The sequence below is a fragment of the Streptomyces araujoniae genome, from assembly GCF_050871195.1.
Lineage (GTDB): Bacteria > Actinomycetota > Actinomycetes > Streptomycetales > Streptomycetaceae > Streptomyces > Streptomyces bacillaris.
In genome coordinates this window covers 2,673,921-2,690,712 of record NZ_CP194070.1, presented here as the reverse complement: position 1 = coordinate 2,690,712, position 16,792 = coordinate 2,673,921, and the positions used below count along the sequence as shown (strand labels likewise).

Annotated in this window: 16 protein-coding genes and 1 tRNA gene; 9 read left to right on the top strand and 8 right to left on the bottom strand. The window is 71.8% G+C overall.

Translation table 11 applies throughout. The features are described from left to right. Positions 1-21 precede the first annotated feature (21 nt). The gene (locus ACQ9ZG_RS11405) at positions 22-783 is read left to right on the top strand and encodes a hypothetical protein (protein ID WP_028418352.1); all 762 of its coding nucleotides are present in this window, start codon (positions 22-24) and stop codon (positions 781-783) included. Positions 784-867: 84 nt separating this feature from the next. On the opposite strand, the gene ACQ9ZG_RS11400 is transcribed toward ACQ9ZG_RS11405, so the two are convergent. After that, a tRNA-Cys gene (locus ACQ9ZG_RS11400) sits at positions 868-939 on the bottom strand. Positions 940-1,358: 419 nt separating this feature from the next. Here ACQ9ZG_RS11400 and ACQ9ZG_RS11395 point away from each other — a divergent pair. The 6 genes from ACQ9ZG_RS11395 to ACQ9ZG_RS11370 all read left to right on the top strand — a co-directional run bounded on the left by ACQ9ZG_RS11395 (position 1,359) and on the right by ACQ9ZG_RS11370 (position 7,444). Further along, positions 1,359-2,810, top strand: coding sequence for an MFS transporter (locus ACQ9ZG_RS11395; RefSeq protein WP_499281590.1), 1,452 nt, complete (start codon positions 1,359-1,361; stop codon positions 2,808-2,810). A gap of 36 nt (positions 2,811-2,846) precedes the next feature. After that, positions 2,847-3,044: a hypothetical protein gene (locus ACQ9ZG_RS11390; protein ID WP_018488586.1), complete on the top strand. Its 198-nt coding sequence runs from the start codon at positions 2,847-2,849 to the stop codon at positions 3,042-3,044. Next, positions 3,044-3,412, top strand: a complete 369-nt coding sequence (locus tag ACQ9ZG_RS11385; protein WP_109917384.1) for a type II toxin-antitoxin system death-on-curing family toxin — start codon at positions 3,044-3,046, stop codon at positions 3,410-3,412. The genes ACQ9ZG_RS11390 and ACQ9ZG_RS11385 overlap by 1 nt, the downstream gene beginning before the upstream one ends. Positions 3,413-3,581: 169 nt before the next feature. After that, positions 3,582-5,372, top strand: coding sequence for a DEAD/DEAH box helicase (locus tag ACQ9ZG_RS11380; RefSeq protein WP_109917385.1), 1,791 nt, complete (start codon positions 3,582-3,584; stop codon positions 5,370-5,372). Positions 5,373-5,890: 518 nt separating this feature from the next. Further along, positions 5,891-6,535, top strand: coding sequence for an IclR family transcriptional regulator (locus ACQ9ZG_RS11375; protein WP_018488589.1), 645 nt, complete (start codon positions 5,891-5,893; stop codon positions 6,533-6,535). Positions 6,536-6,655: 120 nt separating this feature from the next. Next, positions 6,656-7,444 carry a S16 family serine protease gene (locus ACQ9ZG_RS11370; RefSeq protein WP_109915287.1) on the top strand — a complete coding sequence of 263 codons (789 nt, stop codon included), beginning with the start codon at positions 6,656-6,658 and terminating at the stop codon, positions 7,442-7,444. 45 nt (positions 7,445-7,489) lie between these two features. On the opposite strand, the gene ACQ9ZG_RS11365 is transcribed toward ACQ9ZG_RS11370, so the two are convergent. The 5 genes from ACQ9ZG_RS11365 to ACQ9ZG_RS11345 form a co-directional block, all read right to left on the bottom strand. Beyond that, complete coding sequence (locus ACQ9ZG_RS11365) at positions 7,490-8,455, bottom strand: glycine betaine ABC transporter substrate-binding protein (RefSeq protein ID WP_109915286.1); 966 nt, start codon at positions 8,453-8,455, stop codon at positions 7,490-7,492. Positions 8,456-8,481: 26 nt separating this feature from the next. Then, positions 8,482-9,351, bottom strand: coding sequence for an ABC transporter permease (locus ACQ9ZG_RS11360; RefSeq protein WP_028418357.1), 870 nt, complete (start codon positions 9,349-9,351; stop codon positions 8,482-8,484). Further along, positions 9,348-10,607 (bottom strand): betaine/proline/choline family ABC transporter ATP-binding protein, encoded by a 1,260-nt coding sequence (locus tag ACQ9ZG_RS11355; protein ID WP_028418358.1) that lies wholly within the window; start codon positions 10,605-10,607, stop codon positions 9,348-9,350. Before ACQ9ZG_RS11355 ends, ACQ9ZG_RS11360 begins: the two co-directional genes overlap by 4 nt. After that, positions 10,600-11,247 carry an ABC transporter permease gene (locus ACQ9ZG_RS11350; RefSeq protein WP_018488594.1) on the bottom strand — a complete coding sequence of 216 codons (648 nt, stop codon included), beginning with the start codon at positions 11,245-11,247 and terminating at the stop codon, positions 10,600-10,602. Before ACQ9ZG_RS11350 ends, ACQ9ZG_RS11355 begins: the two co-directional genes overlap by 8 nt. An 84-nt stretch (positions 11,248-11,331) precedes the next feature. Next, on the bottom strand, positions 11,332-11,805 hold the full coding sequence (locus ACQ9ZG_RS11345; RefSeq protein WP_018488595.1) for an Lrp/AsnC family transcriptional regulator: 474 nt from the start codon (positions 11,803-11,805) through the stop codon (positions 11,332-11,334). 121 nt (positions 11,806-11,926) lie between these two features. Here ACQ9ZG_RS11345 and hppD point away from each other — a divergent pair, with 121 nt between their 5' ends. Further along, positions 11,927-13,072, top strand: coding sequence for a 4-hydroxyphenylpyruvate dioxygenase (gene hppD / locus ACQ9ZG_RS11340; RefSeq protein ID WP_028418359.1), 1,146 nt, complete (start codon positions 11,927-11,929; stop codon positions 13,070-13,072). Between the two features lie 79 nt (positions 13,073-13,151). Here hppD and ACQ9ZG_RS11335 read toward each other — a convergent pair whose 3' ends face one another. After that, on the bottom strand, positions 13,152-14,777 hold the full coding sequence (locus ACQ9ZG_RS11335; protein ID WP_499280411.1) for a tetratricopeptide repeat protein: 1,626 nt from the start codon (positions 14,775-14,777) through the stop codon (positions 13,152-13,154). Between the two features lie 97 nt (positions 14,778-14,874). Here ACQ9ZG_RS11335 and ACQ9ZG_RS11330 point away from each other — a divergent pair, with 97 nt between their 5' ends. Then, entirely contained in the window at positions 14,875-16,242 is a 1,368-nt protein-coding gene (locus ACQ9ZG_RS11330; protein WP_109917372.1) for an FAD-binding oxidoreductase, read from the top strand. 40 nt (positions 16,243-16,282) lie between these two features. Here the strand turns inward: ACQ9ZG_RS11330 and ACQ9ZG_RS11325 are convergent, their stop codons facing one another. Continuing rightward, positions 16,283-16,765 carry an SsgA family sporulation/cell division regulator gene (locus tag ACQ9ZG_RS11325; RefSeq protein ID WP_018488599.1) on the bottom strand — a complete coding sequence of 161 codons (483 nt, stop codon included), beginning with the start codon at positions 16,763-16,765 and terminating at the stop codon, positions 16,283-16,285. Positions 16,766-16,792: the final 27 nt, after the last annotated feature.

The window sequence follows — 16,792 nt, the reverse complement described above, 5'->3', positions numbered from 1 at the left end:
AGGACCACGGGGGGTACCGGCATGATTTCCGAGCCGGAGCTGATAGGCGCGTTCGGACCCGACCGCACCGCAGAGGCGGTGGGCGGCTTCGACTCCGACCGGAAGCCGCCGACGGGGACGGGGCGCGGACGCGGACGCGGCCTGCTCTGGGCCGCGGCCGGAGCGCTGACGGCCTCCGCGCTCTGGGCGGCGGCCGTCTTCGCGTACGGCATCGGCCCCGCCCCCAGGCCGGACACCCACGGCTACCACCTGGACGCCCGCTCCTGCTCCACGATGCGCATGACGGCGCTCACCGCGTCGGTGGGGGAGCGCGCCGACGCCCCGGGCCTCGTACCCGGCAGCATCGAACACCCGGCGCTCGACACCATCGAGTGCTCCATGACCCTCACCGCCCCCAAGTCCTCCGAGGACGGCTACGGGTGGCGGTACGGGCTCCACGTGGGGCTGGAGGCCGAACTCCACAAGGAGACCGACCCCCTCCCCGAGTTCGAGGCCCGCAAGGAGGAGACGCGCTGGGGGGACGGGGCGGACCGCGTCGAACCGGTGCCCGGCCTGGGCGACCGCGCCTATCTCCTGGCCGTGGACGAGAGCTCCTCCGAGCTGAGGGTGGTGGAGGGCGGCGCCGTCATCACGCTCACGCTCTCCACCACCATGGACTACGCGGGCTCCGACGAGGGCAGGGAGCCACCCCCGGTGGAGCCCGAGACCCCGGCTGCGGAGCCGTACCACGCCGACCTGATCACCGACATGCGTGAGGTGATGGCGCAGCTGAAGGCGGGCTGATCGCGGCGGCGACCGCTCACCCGGCAAGCGTGAGGGCCGCCCCCGTCCGACGGGGGCGGCCCTCACCGCGTTCGCTTCTTCCGGAGGCCGTGACCGGAATCGAACCGGTGTAACTCGAGTTGCAGTCGAGCCCCTGAGCCTCTCGGGCACACGGCCAAGCGTTTGCTGCTTCGTGAACGACGTTAGGGGGCGCGGGGAGCGGGCGACAAGGGAAAGGGCCGGTACGCAACACGACCGCCATACGCCGTTCACGCCCGGCCCTCCGGCCTACGACCAAGGGACGATCCCGACCGGGCACAGCGACAGGTCTCAAACCGCGCCACGCCCCTTACTCTGGGGAAATGACCGCCCCCGAACAGCGCGACGGCACCGATGCCCCGCGCCCCGCGCCGACCGAACCGCCGCCACCGTCACCCTACGAGCACCGCCGAGCCGACCGGCCGCACGACCGCCGCCCGGCGGGTGCGTCCCGGGGCGGTGACCCCCGGGGCGGGGCCGCCGCCCCGGGGACCGGGCTGCCGGCGGATCTTCCCGCCGATCTGAAGACCGGGATACCCGGCGACGTACGGCCCGGGATGCCGGACACCCTCCCCGGCGACCTGGGCGGAGCGGTCGCGGAGGCGGCCGCCGAGGGGGTGCTCGGGCGGACCTACCGGGCGCTGAGCATCGGCATCGTCTCCGTGGTGTTCCTCATCGCGTTCGAGGCGACGGCGGTCGGTACGGCCATGCCGGTGGCCGCGCGGGAGCTGCACGGCATCCCGCTCTACGCGTTCGCCTTCTCCGCGTACTTCACCACCAGCCTCTTCGCCATGGTGCTCTCCGGCCAGTGGGCCGACCGGCGCGGGCCGCTCCAGCCGCTCGCCACCGGGATCACCGCCTTCGGCGTGGGGCTGCTGCTCTCCGGGGCGGCGGGTTCCATGTGGGTCTTCATCGCGGGCCGGGCGGTCCAGGGGCTCGGTGGCGGGCTGGTGATCGTCGCCCTGTACGTGGTCATCGGGCGGGCCTACCCCGAACGCATCCGGCCCGCCATCATGGCCGCCTTCGCCGCGAGCTGGGTGATCCCGTCCGTGGTCGGGCCGCTGGCCGCCGGGACGGTGACCGAGCAGCTCGGCTGGCGGTGGGTCTTCGTCGGGATCCCCGTCCTCATCGTGATCCCGCTGGCCCTGGCCCTCCCGCAGATCCGCCGGATGGCCTCGGGCCCGGCGGACCCGGACGCGCCGGCGCAGCCGTACGACCGCCGGCGCATCCGGCTCGCGCTGGGGATCTCGGCGGGGGCCGCGCTGCTCCAGTACGCGGGCCAGGAGCTGAACTGGCTCGCGGTGCTCCCCGCCGCCGCGGGCGTCGCCCTGCTGGTCCCCGCCGTACGGGGCCTGCTGCCCACCGGGACCGTACGGGCGGCGCGCGGGCTGCCCTCGGTGATCCTGCTGCGCGGGGTGGCGGCCGGTTCGTTCATCGCGGCCGAGTCCTTCGTCCCGCTGATGCTGGTGACCCAGCGCGGCCTGACCCCGACCATGGCGGGCCTCTCCCTGGCGGTGGGCGGGGCGACCTGGGCGCTCGGCTCGTTCGTCCAGTCCCGGCCGCGCCTGGAGCCGTACCGGCAGCGGCTGATGGTGAGCGGGATGGTGCTCGTGGCCGCGTCCATCGCCGTCGCCCCCACCGTGCTGATCGAGGCGGTCCCGGTCTGGATCGTCGCCGTGGCCTGGGCCTTCGGCTGCTTCGGCATGGGCATGGTCATCGCCTCCACCAGCGTCCTGCTCCTGAAGCTCTCGGCCCCCGAGGAGGCGGGCTCCAACTCCGCCGCCCTCCAGATCTCCGACGGCCTCTCCAATGTCCTCCTCCTGGCCCTGGGCGGCGCCGCCTTCGCCGCCCTCGGCGGCAAGGCCCTGGGCGCGGCGGCCCACGGCACGGTGTCCGGCGCGGCCACGGGCTCCCACCCGGCGGCCTTCGCGGCGGTGTTCGTGCCGATGGCGGTGGTCGCGGTGGTGGGGGCGTGGGTGGCTACGCGGGTGGTCGTACGGGAGAAGTGAGTGGTACCGCGCGGTACCACTCGGTACCATGGGCCTATGGCTGGTCTGAATCTGCGGTTCACCGAAGAAGAGCTGGACTCCCTGCGCTCCCGCGCCGAGGCGGAGGGCAAGAGCATGCAGGCGTTCGCCCACGACGCGGTGATCACTGCCATAAACGAGCACTCGCGGCTCTTCAACGAGGCCGCGGACCACGTCCTGAAGGCGAGTGAGGAGCTGAACCGGAGGCTCGCCTGATGCAGTACGTGAACCTGCCCGAGCTGCTGAACCTGGCGCAGCGGCTAGGCGCTGCGGAGGTGCGCGACTACGGGCTGCTGGAGTCTGCCCTGGCCCGACCGCAGGCGAGCGTGTTCGGCCAGGACGCCTATCCGGACGTCTGGCAGAAGGCCGCGGCCCTGATGGAGTCCCTGGCCCGCAACCACGGGCTGGTCGACGGCAACAAGCGCATCGCGTGGTACGCGACCTGGGTCTTTCTCCACATGAACGGCCATCCGCTCGATCCGCACTTCGATGTCGACGAAGCGGAGCGGTTTGTGCTGGCCACGTGCCAGGGGGCTCTGGACATGCCCAAGATCGCCGAGCAGTTGCCGCGGTTCGCCCGGTAGCCGCAGTTGTGAAGAGGGTCTCAACGGACTCGAACCGCGACTCGTTCGTACGGGTTCTCACCCGGGCCCCCGGTAGGGTGGCCCGGTTGTCGTATCGCGGGCCGGGTCCCTCGGGCCGGGTGCGGTACGGGCAGCGCCCCACGTACCCGAGAGCCCCGAACCGGAGACCGTGACTACCACCACCACCGCCTCCTCCCACCACCTCTCTCCCGCCTTTCCCGGCCGCGCCCCCTGGGGCACCGCCAACAAGCTGCGAGCCTGGCAGCAGGGGGCCATGGAGAGGTACGTCCAGGAGCAGCCGCGCGACTTCCTCGCCGTCGCCACACCCGGCGCCGGCAAGACCACCTTCGCGCTGACCCTCGCGTCGTGGCTGCTGCACCACCACGTCGTCCAGCAGATCACCGTGGTCGCCCCGACCGAGCACCTCAAGAAGCAGTGGGCGGAGGCGGCCGCCCGGATAGGGATCAAGCTCGACCCGGAGTACAGCGCCGGTCCGCTCAGCAAGGAGTACCACGGCGTCGCCGTCACCTACGCGGGTGTCGGCGTCCGCCCCATGCTGCACCGCAACCGGTGCGAGCAGCGCAAGACGCTCGTGATCCTGGACGAGATCCACCACGCCGGTGACTCCAAGTCCTGGGGCGAGGCCTGCCAGGAGGCGTTCGACCCGGCGACCCGGCGGCTGGCGCTGACCGGTACGCCGTTCCGCTCGGACACCAACCCGATCCCCTTCGTCCAGTACGAGGAGGGCAACGACGGCATCCGCCGCTCCTCCGCCGACTACACCTACGGCTACGGCAACGCGCTCGCCGACGGCGTCGTCCGTCCCGTGATCTTCCTCAGCTACAGCGGCAACATGCGCTGGCGCACCAAGGCCGGTGACGAGATCGCGGCCCGGCTCGGCGAGCCGATGACCAAGGACGCCATCGGCCAGGCCTGGCGCACCGCGCTCTCGCCCACCGGTGACTGGATCCCCAATGTGCTGGCCGCCGCCGACAAGCGGCTCACCGAGGTCCGCAAGGGCATCCCCGACGCGGGCGGGCTCGTCATCGCGACGGACCAGGACTCGGCCCGCGCGTACGCCAAGATCCTGAAGAAGGTGACCGGCGAGACCCCGACCGTCGTCCTCTCCGACGAGAAGGCCGCCTCGAAGAAGATCGACAAGTTCAGCGCGGACGAGTCGCGGTGGATGGTCGCCGTCCGCATGGTGTCGGAGGGCGTCGACGTGCCCCGGCTCGCCGTCGGCGTGTACGCGACCACCATCTCCACCCCCCTCTTCTTCGCCCAGGCCGTCGGCCGCTTCGTGCGCTCCCGCAGGCGCGGCGAGACCGCCTCCGTCTTCCTGCCGACGATCCCGATGCTCCTCGACTTCGCCAACGAGATGGAGGTCGAGCGCGACCACGTCCTCGACAAGCCGAAGAAGGCCGGCGACGAGGAGAACCCCTTCGCGGAGGAGGACCAGCTCCTCGCCGACGCCGAGAAGCTTCAGGACGAGGAGACCGAGGACCAACTCCCCTGGGAGGCCTTGGAGTCGGACGCGGTCTTCGACCGGGTGCTGTACGACGGCGCCGAGTTCGGCATGCAGGCCCACCCGGGCAGTGAGGAGGAGCAGGACTACCTCGGCATCCCCGGCCTCCTCGAACCCGACCAGGTGCAGCTCCTGCTCCAGAAGCGCCAGAGCCGCCAGATCGCGCACAGCCGCCAGAAGCCGGCCGAGGAGGCCGACCTCCTGGAGAAGCCCGCCGAGGCCCGGCCCGTGGTCACCCACAAGCAGCTGCTGAGCCTGCGCAAGCAGCTCAACACGATGGTCTCCGCCTACACCCACCAGAGCGGCAAGCCCCACGGCGTGATCCACAACGAGCTGCGCCGCGTCTGCGGCGGCCCCCCGAGCGCCGAGGCGACGGCCCATCAGATCCAGACCCGGATCGCCAAGGTCCAGGAGTGGGCGACCCGGATGAAGTGACGGGCGGACGCCCCCCGGCCAGCGCCCCCCCGGCCAGCGGACGCCCCGGCGGGCGGATGCCCCGGCGGGCGGGCGCACCTCCCGGCCCTGTGCGGCCCGTCCGCCCCTGTGCGGCTCGTTCCGGTCCCTCCGGAGCGGGCCGCACAAAAATTTGTGGGCCCCTCCATCCACGGTGAGTTAACGCCGGTTCACGCGGGGTGTGCCGCCGGCCGCCGCCGTGTCTCTCGACCTGGACGCGCGTAGATGTTCGCGTTTCGGACGCCACCGCGCTGACCGGCGGTTATGCCGTACGGTCAAGGCCCGGTCCCGGGGAGCGCCCGGATTCTGGACGAGGGCTTCCGCTGAGCGGACTGGCTCGCTACTGTCCCGGCCATATGAACGCCCCGTGGCAGAGCCGCCGCGGAGCGCAGCCGGTGCCTATGGCCAGACCGGCGGCCTCTCCGTGCGTCGCCGCTGGGACCGGTGCCGCAACCCCCGGAACAGGGCCGCCGTCGCTCACCCGAAGAGGAGAGGGCGTCGTGACAGCGGAGACTTCCCAGACGCTCGACCGAGGACTGCGGGTCCTCAAACTGCTCGCCGATACCGACCACGGCCTGACCGTCACCGAGTTGTCCAACAAACTCGGGGTCAACCGGACCGTCGTCTACCGGCTGCTCGCCACCCTGGAGCAGCACGCCCTCGTCCGCCGTGATCTGGGCGGCCGCGCCCGGGTCGGACTCGGGGTGCTGCGACTGGGCCGACAGGTGCACCCGCTCGTCCGGGAGGCCGCGCTCCCCGCGCTGCGCTCCCTGGCCGAGGACATCGGGGCCACCGCCCACCTCACGCTCGTCGACGGCAGCGACGCCCTCGCGGTCGCCGTCGTCGAGCCCACCTGGACCGACTACCACGTGGCCTACCGGGCGGGCTTCCGCCACCCGCTGGACCGGGGTGCCGCCGGCCGCGCCATCCTGTCCGCCCGCCAGCACACGACCGCCGGCCACCCCGGCTACACCCTCACCCACGGCGAACTCGAAGCCGGCGCCAGCGGGGCGGCAGCGCCGCTGGTCGGGGTCTCGGGGGTGGAGGGCAGCGTCGGCGTGGTCATGCTCGCCGACGCCGTACCGGAGCGGGTCGGCCCCCGGGTGCTGGACGCGGCGAGGGAAGTGGCGGACGCGCTCCGGTAGCGGACACGCTGCGGCAGGCGGCGCCCGTTCCGTACGGACGGGGGGCGGGCACGGGCAGGGTGCGCGGCCGGGCGTACGCCTGGCGCGTTCCCGTCTCCGCCCGGCGGCTAGATTGGACGCGTGCTCACTCGTCTCTCGCGCCCCCGCGCCCTCGCCCTCTGCGCGCTGCCCCTCCTCGCCCTGTTCGGTACGGCGGCCCTCGCGCCGCTCCCGTTCACCCTGGCGCAGCCCGGGGTGACGGCCGATGTGCTGGGCGAGGAGGGGGGCGAGCCGGTGATCACCATCACGGGCGCCGAGACCCGGGCCACCGAGGGGCAGTTGCGGATGACCACCATCGTCGCCACCGGGCCCAAGGCGGACGTCCGGATCGGTGCTGTGGTGGACGGCTGGTTCCGTACGGACCGGGCGGTCATGCCCCGGGACTCCGTCTACCCGACCGGCGGCTCCGAGAAGGAGATCGAGCAGCACAACCTGAACGACATGAAGGAGTCCCAGAACGTCGCCGTCGACGCGGCCCTGAACCAGCTGAAGCGCGAGCCGGGCCCGATGAGGGTGAGCGTGGACCTCGGGGACATCGGCGGGCCCAGCGCCGGTCTCCTCCTCTCCCTCGGCATCATCGACAAGCTCGACGGCAACGGGAAGGGCGGCGACCTGACCGGGGGCCGCACCATCGCCGGTACGGGGACGATCACCGCGGACGGCGCGGTCGGCGCGGTCGGCGGGGTCTCCATGAAGGTCCAGGCCGCCCACCGCGACGGGGCCACCGTCTTCCTCGTCCCGAAGGCCGAGTGCCGCCAGGCGGAATCCGAGCGCCCCGACGGCCTGCGGCTGATCCCGGTCACGACCCTGGGCGGCGCGGTGGACGCGCTCAAGGCCCTGGAGAGCGGCGGCAAGGTCCCGGGCTGCTGACCCCGGCCCGGCGCGGGACCCGCCGGGACGCCCGCCGCCCGGGCCTCACCCCTCCTCGATGAACCCCTCCGCCACCAGCCAGTCCTTCGCCACCTCGTGCGGGTCCTCCCCGTCCACGTCCACCTTCGCGTTCAGGGTCTGGGCGACCTCCGTCGTCAGCTTCTCCGCCAGGGGGGCCAGCAGTTCCGCGATCACCGGGTACTTCTCGAAGGTCGCCAGGTGGATGACCGGGGAGGCGTTGTAGTTGGGGAAGAAGTGCCTGTCGTCCTCCAGGACGTCCAGGTCCATCGCCTTGATCCGGCCGTCCGTGGTGAACACCTCGCCCAGGAGGCAGGAGTTGGACTCCGAGACCTGGGTGTAGATGATTCCGGCGTCCATCTTCTGGATGTTGCCCGCCGGGATCTTCATCCCGTACTTCTTCTCCATGCCGGGCAGCCCGTCGTCCCGGGAGGCGAACTCGTTCTCCACGCAGATCGTCACCGCGGACGGGTCCTTCTTCGCCAGGGCCGCCACGTCGGAGAGGGTCTTGAGCTTGTACTGGGCGTTGTTCTTCTTGCTGATGGCCAGCGCGTACGTGTTGTCGAGCGGGGCCGGCGGCAGCCAGACCACGCCGTTGCCGCGGTCCTCGTCCCGTACCGCCTCGTACTGCTTCTTCGGGTCCGCGATCGGGTCGGCGTGGCCGAGGAAGGTGATCCAGCCGGTGCCGGTGTAGTCCCACTGGGCGTCGGCGTCGCCGTTGATGATGGCCTCGCGGGCGCTGATCGAGCCCGGCAGGTTCGTGCGGTCGATGACCTCCGCCCCGGCCGCCTTGAAGACCAGGCCGGTCATCTGGCCGAGGATGATGTTCTCGCTGAAGTTCTTCGAGGTCACCGTGAGCGTCGCGCCCTTCAGGGGCTCGCCCCGCCCGACCGAGCCGGGGGAGACGTCGTCCACCATCGGGGAGCCGCTCTTCAGCCCGCACCCGGCCACCAGCAGGGCCAGTGCCAGGGACAGGGCCGCCGTCCTCCGCACCCGGCAGGACCTTGTGTACGTACCCCTCACCGCTCCTCCAACCCGCGCGGCGTCAGCGCCAGTTCGGCCAGCGAGGCCAGCCAGTCCACCAGCAGCGCCAGTACCACCGTCAGCACCGAGCCGATGATCAGCACCGGCATCCGCTGCGTCTGGATCCCCGAGGTGATCAGGTCGCCCAGACCGCCGCCCCCGCCGAACGTGGCCAGGGTCGCCGTGCCCACGTTCAGGACCAGGGCCGTACGCACGCCCGCCAGGATCAGCGGCACCGCGAGCGGCAGCTCCACCTTGAACAGGACGCCCCGGCCGGACATCCCCATCCCGCGCGCCGCCTCGATCATGTTCGGCTCGATCGCCCGCAGCCCCGCCACCGTGTTGGAGAGCACCGGCAGCACCGCGTAGATCACGATGCCGATGATCGCCGTACGCGGGCCGATGCCCAGCCAGATCACCAGCAGCGCCAGCAGACCGATCGCCGGGGTCGCCTGGCCGATGTTGGCCAGCGCCGTGAAGACCGGCGCCGCCTTCCGCAGCCGCCGCCGGGTCAGCGCGATGCCGAGCGGGATCGCGATGATCAGCACCCAGAAGGTGGAGATCGCCGTCAGCCGGACGTGCTGCCACCAGCGCAGCTGCACGTTTCCGCCGGAGAGGGAGTTCTCCGCGATCGAGTCCAGGTGGATGTTGGTGATCCAGACGTACGTGACGACCAGGACGGCCACCAGGACCAGGGGGAGGACGACCAGCTTCCGCCAGGTGATCCTGCGGGCCGGAGCGGGCGGGGCGGGGGAGGGGTCGCTCTCCTCGTCGTGGAAGGCGTGGCCCTTGACGTCGTGCTCGCCCGGCGGCCGGGTGGGGGTGGCCGGGCTCTTGCCGGAGCCCGACTGATGGCTGGGGCTCATACTCCGCGGCCACCTCCCTCCAGCTCCTGCTGGGTCTGGTGGACCCGCTGCTCCTCCAGTTCGTGCTGGTGCTCCATCGCGGTCAGCCGGTCGGCCTCCAGCAGCTCCTGCACGTTGTCCATCAGCGTCTTCATGTCGACGACCCCGATGAACTCCCCGCGCCGCCCGGTCACCGCCACCCGGCCGCCGCTGTCGGTCAGCACCGCCTCCAGCGCGTCGTGCAGCGTGGCGTCCCGGGTCACCGTGTCGTGCACCAGCTGCCCGGCCCGCGCCAGCGAACCGCGCGCCCGCATCAGGTCGCCGCGCCGCAGCCACTTGTACGGGCGGTTGCGGCGGTCCAGCATCAGCAGCTCGTTGTGCGGGCCGTTCCGCAGCTTGTTGAAGATCGTCTGGAGCGGGTCCTCGACCGTCACCGTCGGGAACTCCGCGATGCCCACATCCCGTACGCGGGTCAGGTTCAGCCGCTTGAGGGCCGCGCCCGCGCCGACGAAGCCGGAGACGAAGTCGTCCGTCGGGTTGGTCAGGATCGCCTCGGGGGTGTCGAACTGCGCGATGTGCGACCGCTCCCGCAGCACCGCGATCCGGTCGCCCAGCTTGATCGCCTCGTCGAAGTCGTGGGTGACGAACACGATCGTCTTGTGCAGCTCGTGCTGGAGCCGGATCAGCTCGTCCTGGAGGTGGTCGCGGGTGATCGGGTCGACCGCCCCGAACGGCTCGTCCATCAGCAGCACGGGCGGGTCCGCCGCCAGCGCCCGCGCCACGCCCACCCGCTGCTGCTGCCCGCCGGAGAGCTGGCGCGGATAGCGGCCGTGGAACTCGCGCGGGTCCAGGCCCACCAGGTCGAGCATCTCCTCCACCCGGTCCTTCACCCGGGACTTGGACCAGCCGACCATCTTCGGGACCAGGGCGATGTTGTCCGCGACCGTCATGTGCGGGAAGAGGCCGGAGGACTGGATCGCGTACCCGATCTTGCGGCGCAGCTTCACCGGGTCGATGTCGGTGACGTCCTCGTCGCCGATCCTGATCCGCCCCGAGGTCGGCTCGATCAGCCGGTTGATCATCTTCAGCGTGGTGGACTTCCCGCAGCCGGACGGGCCGACGAAGATCACGGTCTCGCCGGCCTTGATCTCCATCGAGACGTTGTCGACGGCCGGGTTCGGGTTGCCCGGGTACTTCTTGGTCAGGTTCTCCAGCTGGATCGTGGCCCCGGAGGTGGCGGTGCTCTCCCTCTCCGGAACGGTCTCGGTCTCAGGCACGGATCCCCCTCGGGATGGTCAGCCGTCCCAGCAGGACGTACGCGGCGTCGAAGAGCAGGGCGAGCACGACGATGCCGAGCGTGCCCGCCAGGACCTGGTTGATGGCGTTGGCACTGCCCAGCGAGGCGATGCCCCGGAAGATCTCGTTGCCGAGGCCGGGTCCGGAGGCGTACGCGGCGATGGCGGCGATCCCCATCAGCATCTGGGTCGAGACCCGGATCCCGGTCAGGATCGGCGGCCAGGCGAGCGGCAGCTCCACCCGGCAGAGCCGGGCCGTCCGGGACATCCCGATGCCCGTCGCCGCGTCCACCAGCGCGGGATCGACCCCCCGCAGCCCCACGATGGCGTTGCGGACGATGGGCAGCAGCCCGTACAGCGTCAGGGTGATCACCGTCGGCGCCACCCCGAGCCCCACCAGCGGGATCAGCAGACCGATCGCGGCCAGCGAGGGGATGGTGAGGATCGTCGCCGTGGAGCTGATGGCCAGCGAGCCGCCCCAGCCGCTGCGGTAGGCCACCACGGCGATGAGCACACCCAGCAGGGTGGCGATGACCATGCACTGGAAGACGGCGCTGGCGTGCTGGAACGCGTCCGTGAGGAGCTGCTGGTGGCGGGTGCTCAGGTACTCCCAGAAGCTCACACGGCACTCCTTCGGATCGGTCGGTGCTCGGGTTCGCCCCGGTCGGCGCTTCCCCGGACCATCCCCTGCCCGGATTTCCCCGGCTCAGACGGTGTCCTGGGCCGCCTGTTCCACCAGCGGGATGATCCGCAGCGGAACCGGGTTCTCCATCACGATCGCCGTGGAGGCCCGGACGATGCCATCAAATCCGACAACCCGGTCGATCACCCGTTGGAGATCGGCGTTCGAGCGGGCGACGAGCCGGCAGAGCATGTCCCCGTGGCCGGTGGTCGTGTGCAGCTCCAGTACCTCCGGTACGCCGCCCAAATGGGCCCGTACGTCGGCGCCTTGGCCCTGCTTGATCTCCAGCGTGGCGAACGCGGTGACCGGGTAGCCGAGCGCCGCCGGATCGACGTCCGGGCCGAAACCGCGGATGACGCCATTCGACTGAAGGCGGTCCAGCCGCGCCTGCACGGTCCCGCGCGCCACGCCGAGCCGCCGGGATGCTTCGAGGACGCCGATGCGCGGCTCCCGTGCCAGCAGCACGATGAGCCGGCCGTCCAGATGATCGATCGCCATGGCCCGCCTCCGGTGGTCAGCCTGTACAGATAGTCCGGCCATCATGGCGATCCACTGCACACATTGACCAGCGAATGCGCAAACTATTGCGCACCTTGCGATGCGGGGAGAGCCTTCGAACATGACTGAGACTCTGCACACCAGCCCTGACACCGCCGCGCAGGCCGACCGCTTCCCGGTGAAGGGAATGGACGCGGTCGTCTTCGCCGTGGGCAACGCCAAGCAGGCCGCCCACTACTACTCGACCGCCTTCGGCATGAAACTGGTCGCCTACTCCGGACCGGAGAACGGCACCCGCGAGACCGCGAGCTACGTCCTCACCAACGGCGCCGCCCGCTTCGTCTTCACCTCCGTGATCAAGGCATCCACCGAGTGGGGCACCTTCCTCTCCGACCACGTCGCCGCCCACGGCGACGGCGTGGTCGACCTCGCCATCGAGGTCCCGGACGCCCGCGCCGCCTACGCGTACGCCGTCGAGCACGGCGCCCGGGGCATCACCGAGCCGCACGAGGTCAAGGACGAGCACGGCACCGTCGTCCTCGCCGCCATCGCCACCTACGGCAAGACCCGCCACACGCTGGTCGAGCGCTCCGGCTACGACGGCCCCTACCTCCCCGGCTACGCCGCCGCCGCCCCGATCGTCGAGCCGCCGGCCAAGCGCACCTTCCAGGCCATCGACCACTGCGTCGGCAACGTCGAGCTGGGCCGGATGAACGAGTGGGTCGGCTTCTACAACGAGGTCATGGGCTTCACCAACATGAAGGAGTTCGTGGGCGACGACATCGCCACGGAGTACTCCGCCCTCATGTCGAAGGTCGTCGCGGACGGCACGCTGAAGGTGAAGTTCCCGATCAACGAGCCGGCGATCGCGAAGAAGAAGTCGCAGATCGACGAGTACCTGGAGTTCTACGGCGGCGCCGGCGTCCAGCACATCGCGCTCGCCACCAACGACATCGTCGCCACGGTCCGCTCGATGCGCGCGGCCGGTGTGCAGTTCCTGGACACCCCCGACTCCTACTACGACACCCTCGGCGAGTGGGCCGGCGAGACCCGGGTGCCGGTCGAGACCCTGCGCGAGCTGAAGATCCTGGTCGACCGCGACGAGGACGGCTACCTGCTGCAGATCTTCACCAAGCCGGTCCAGGACCGCCCGACCGTCTTTTTCGAGATGATCGAGCGCCACGGCTCCATGGGCTTCGGCAAGGGCAACTTCAAGGCCCTCTTCGAGGCCATCGAGCGCGAGCAGGAGAAGCGCGGCAACCTCTGAGCCGTACGTATCCCTCACACGACCGCGGTCCGGGGCAGCACCCCGGACCGCGGTCGCGCGCGGCGACGGACAGCCGTGTTCAGCGGCCCGTCGCCCCCGGTCCGCCCGGCGGCGGCTCGCCCAGGGCGTCCAGCGCCTCCCGGGCCTTCGGCGCGTCCAGCGGCGAGAACGCCGGATTGGTGCGCAGCGCCTCGTCCAGATGGCGGCGGGCCGCGCCGTGCTCGCCCAGCTGCCGTTCGATCACGCCCAGGTGGTACGCGTACGAGGCGTTCCGCACCCCCGTGTCCACCGCCCGGCGCGCATACGTCAGCCCCTCCTCCGACTGCCCCGCCCGGTGCAGCGCCCACCCCAGCGCGTCCGCCACGGCAGCGCCGCGGTGCTGCTTCTTCCACTGGGCGCGCAGCAGCTCCACCGCCACGGCCGGGTCCCCGTGCTCGCTCTCGTACCGGGCCCGGAGCACCGACTCGTCCACCCCGGCCGCCTTCGACCGCGCCAGCAGCTTCTCCAGCTCGGCGTACTGGCTCCGGGCGTCCCCGTCGAGCCCGAGCGACTCGTACAGCTCGCCCAGTTCGAGGGCGTACAGCGGGCGCGGCAGCTTGGCGAGCACGCTCTGGTACGCGGCCAGCGCCTCGTCGGTGCGGCCCAGCGCGACCAGCGCCCGCGCCTTGCCCGCCAGGGAGGCGTGGTGGCCGGAGTCCGTGCGCAGGGCCGCGTCGAACTGGGCCACCGCCTCCTCCGGTTCGCCCCGCTCCCAGGCCAGCTCGCCCAGCCGGTGCAGCGCCTCGGCCTTCTCGGCCGGGGCCGTCGCCCGGTCGGCCGCCTCCCGGGCGGTGGCCAGGGCGTCCTCGCGCCACCCCTGGCCGCGGTAGAGCTCGGCGGTCCGGGCCAGCGCGGGGACGCCCTTGCGCAGCTCCCCGAACTTCTCCGTCGCCTCGGTCGCCGCCTTCCGGTCCCCGAGCCCGGTGTACGCGTCGATGAGGACCGGGTAGACGCGCCAGGTCCCCGGCTCCTGCTTCCGTACGGTCTCGCCCCAGCGCTTCGCCGCCAGGAAGTCCTGCCGGGCGTTGGCCAGGGCCGCCATCCCGATCCAGGCCTCGCCGTTGCCCCGCTCACCCGGCTGCGCCGCCAGCGACCGCTTCAGCGCCTCCTCGGCGCGCTCGTAGTACGCCGCGTCCGCCGAGCGCCGCCCCCACTCCACGTACGCCGAACCGAGCGTCGCCCACGAGGGCGCGTCCTGCGGGTGGGACTCCACCCACTGCTGCCGGTCCCCGATCAGGGCGGTCAGGTCGGAGAGGGAGGCGGGGGAGCCCGCGGTCGCCGCCGCCTCGGCCCGCTCCACGGGCCCCGGCTCCTTCGCCGCGTCCTGCCCCCGGTCCGGCACGGCCACGAGCGCCCCGGCCAGCAGCACCCCGGCCGCCACCGCCCCGAACGCGGCCCTGCGCAGGGTCGTCCGCAGGGTGGGAGGGGGCGGCGGTACGGCGGTGGCGCCTTCGGCGGGCAGCACGGAGGGGTCCGCGCCGGGTGTCACGGACGGGTCCGCGCCGGTCGTCGCGACGGGCTCTCCGGCGGGCGTCACGGAGGGGTCCGCACCGGGCACTCCACCGGGCGTCGCGTCGTGTGCGGCTCCGGAACGGGCGCTGCGGTCGTGCGGGGACGGTCCGGGCGTCCGGCGGGACTCGGGATCCTGCTGGGGCATGACATCCATGGCCCTCACTGTGCGTCAGTCATACGAGCACACCGCGTTCTGGGATCGCCGTCGCCGACGGGTTCACACCATTGGCCCCGGGTGTCACGCTTGGATCATGAGCGATCTTCTCGAACGCCTGCGCACCGGCCTTCCGCCCGAGGCCCTGATCACCGACCCGGACGTCACCGCGTCCTACGCCCACGACATGGCGAGCTTCTGCGCGGCCGGCACCCCGGCCGTCGTCGTGCTCCCGCGCACGGTCGAGCAGGTCCAGCACGTCATGCGCACGGCCACCGCGCTGCGCGTCCCGGTCGTCCCGCAGGGCGCCCGTACCGGCCTGTCCGGCGCGGCCAACGCCTCGGACGGCTGCATCGTGCTCTCCCTGGTGAAGATGGACCGGATCCTGGAGATCAGCCCGGTCGACCGGATCGCCGTCGTCGAACCGGGAGTGGTCAACGCGGTGCTCTCACGCGCCGTCGACGAGCACGGGCTGTACTACCCGCCGGACCCCTCCAGCTGGGAGACCTGCACCATCGGCGGCAACATCGGCACGGCCTCCGGCGGCCTGTGCTGCGTGAAGTACGGGGTCACCGCCGAGTACGTCCTCGGTCTCGACGTCGTCCTGGCCGACGGGCGGCTCCTGACCACCGGCCGCCGCACGGCCAAGGGGGTCGCCGGCTACGACCTCACCCGGCTCCTCGTCGGCTCCGAGGGCAGCCTCGGGATCGTCGTCAAGGCCGTCCTCGCCCTCAAACCGCGGCCGCCGCAGCAGCTCGTCCTCGCCGCCGAGTTCCCCTCCGCTGCCGCCGCCTGTGACGCTGTGTGCCGGATCATGGAGCGCGGTCACACCCCGTCACTCCTCGAACTGATGGACCGTACGACCGTGCGTGCCGTCAACCGGCTCGCCTCCATGGGGCTGCCCGAGACCACCGAGGCGCTCCTCCTCTGCGCCTTCGACACCCCCGACCCCGTCGCCGACCTCGCCGCCGTCGGCGCGCTCTGCACCGCCGCCGGGGCCACCGAAGTGGTCCCCGCCGATAACCCGGCCGAGTCCGAACTCCTCCTCCAGGCCCGCCGGATGTCGCTCCCCGCGCTGGAGGCCGTCAAGTCCGCCACGATGATCGACGACGTCTGCGTACCGCGGTCGCGGCTCGGCGAGATGCTCGCGGGCACCGCGGCCATCGCGGAGGAGTACGGGCTCACCATCGGCGTCTGCTCGCACGCGGGCGACGGCAACACCCATCCCGTCGTCTGCTTCGACCACACCGACCCCGACGAGTCCCGCCGGGCCCGTGAGTCCTTCGACGCGATCATGGCGCTCGGTCTGGAGCTGGGCGGGACCATCACCGGCGAACACGGCGTGGGCGTCCTCAAGAAGGAGTGGCTCGCCCGTGAACTGGGCGAGACCGGTATCGCGCTGCAGCGCGGTATCAAGGCCGCCTTCGACCCGCTCGGCCTCCTCAACCCCGGCAAACTCTTCTGAACCCCGCGCCCTGAGAGGGCCCTCACGCGCTGAGGGGACCTCACGCCTCACCGTCCTGGGCCGACGGCTCGTCCGCCGACCAGGGGTCGCTCAGCCACAGGTCGTCCGCCGGCAGCGGGGCCAGCAGCTCCGCCAGCCCCTCGTCGATCCCGAGCCGCTCGCCCTCGGTGCCCGGCGGCACGATGCGCAGGGTCCGCTCCACCCAGGCGGACACGGCGGCCGAGGGCACCTCCAGCAGGGCGTTGCCGTCGGGGGAGGTGAGGGCCACGCAGATCACGCTGCGCTGGTCGACCTTGGTCGGCCAGATCCGCACGTCCCCGTGCCCGCACGGCCGGAACACCCCCTCCACCAGCAGCTCCCGGGCGAACGTCCAGTGCACGGGCGACTCCGAGCCGATGTGGAAGGCGATGTGCACGGCGTACGGGTCGTCGGTGCGGTACGTCAGCCGGGCGGGGACCGGGATGGACCGCTCGGGGGACAGGACGAGCTTCAGCTCCAGCTCACGTTCCACGATGTTCATCATGGGAATGCACGACCTTCCGGTGCTCCT

What these genes read in the sequence shown, in the direction of transcription:
- ACQ9ZG_RS11405 (WP_028418352.1), top strand. Translation starts at nt 22, where the DNA reads ATGATTTCCGAGCCGGAGCTGATAGGCGCGTTCGGACCCGACCGCACC.
- ACQ9ZG_RS11395 (WP_499281590.1), top strand. Translation starts at nt 1,359, where the DNA reads ATGCCGGACACCCTCCCCGGCGACCTGGGCGGAGCGGTCGCGGAGGCG.
- ACQ9ZG_RS11390 (WP_018488586.1), top strand. Translation starts at nt 2,847, where the DNA reads ATGGCTGGTCTGAATCTGCGGTTCACCGAAGAAGAGCTGGACTCCCTG.
- ACQ9ZG_RS11385 (WP_109917384.1), top strand. Translation starts at nt 3,044, where the DNA reads ATGCAGTACGTGAACCTGCCCGAGCTGCTGAACCTGGCGCAGCGGCTA.
- ACQ9ZG_RS11360 (WP_028418357.1), bottom strand. Translation starts at nt 9,351, where the DNA reads ATGAGCCCCAGCCATCAGTCGGGCTCCGGCAAGAGCCCGGCCACCCCC.
- ACQ9ZG_RS11345 (WP_018488595.1), bottom strand. Translation starts at nt 11,805, where the DNA reads ATGGCGATCGATCATCTGGACGGCCGGCTCATCGTGCTGCTGGCACGG.
- hppD (WP_028418359.1), top strand. Translation starts at nt 11,927, where the DNA reads ATGACTGAGACTCTGCACACCAGCCCTGACACCGCCGCGCAGGCCGAC.
- ACQ9ZG_RS11335 (WP_499280411.1), bottom strand. Translation starts at nt 14,777, where the DNA reads ATGGATGTCATGCCCCAGCAGGATCCCGAGTCCCGCCGGACGCCCGGA.
- ACQ9ZG_RS11330 (WP_109917372.1), top strand. Translation starts at nt 14,875, where the DNA reads ATGAGCGATCTTCTCGAACGCCTGCGCACCGGCCTTCCGCCCGAGGCC.
- ACQ9ZG_RS11325 (WP_018488599.1), bottom strand. Translation starts at nt 16,765, where the DNA reads ATGATGAACATCGTGGAACGTGAGCTGGAGCTGAAGCTCGTCCTGTCC.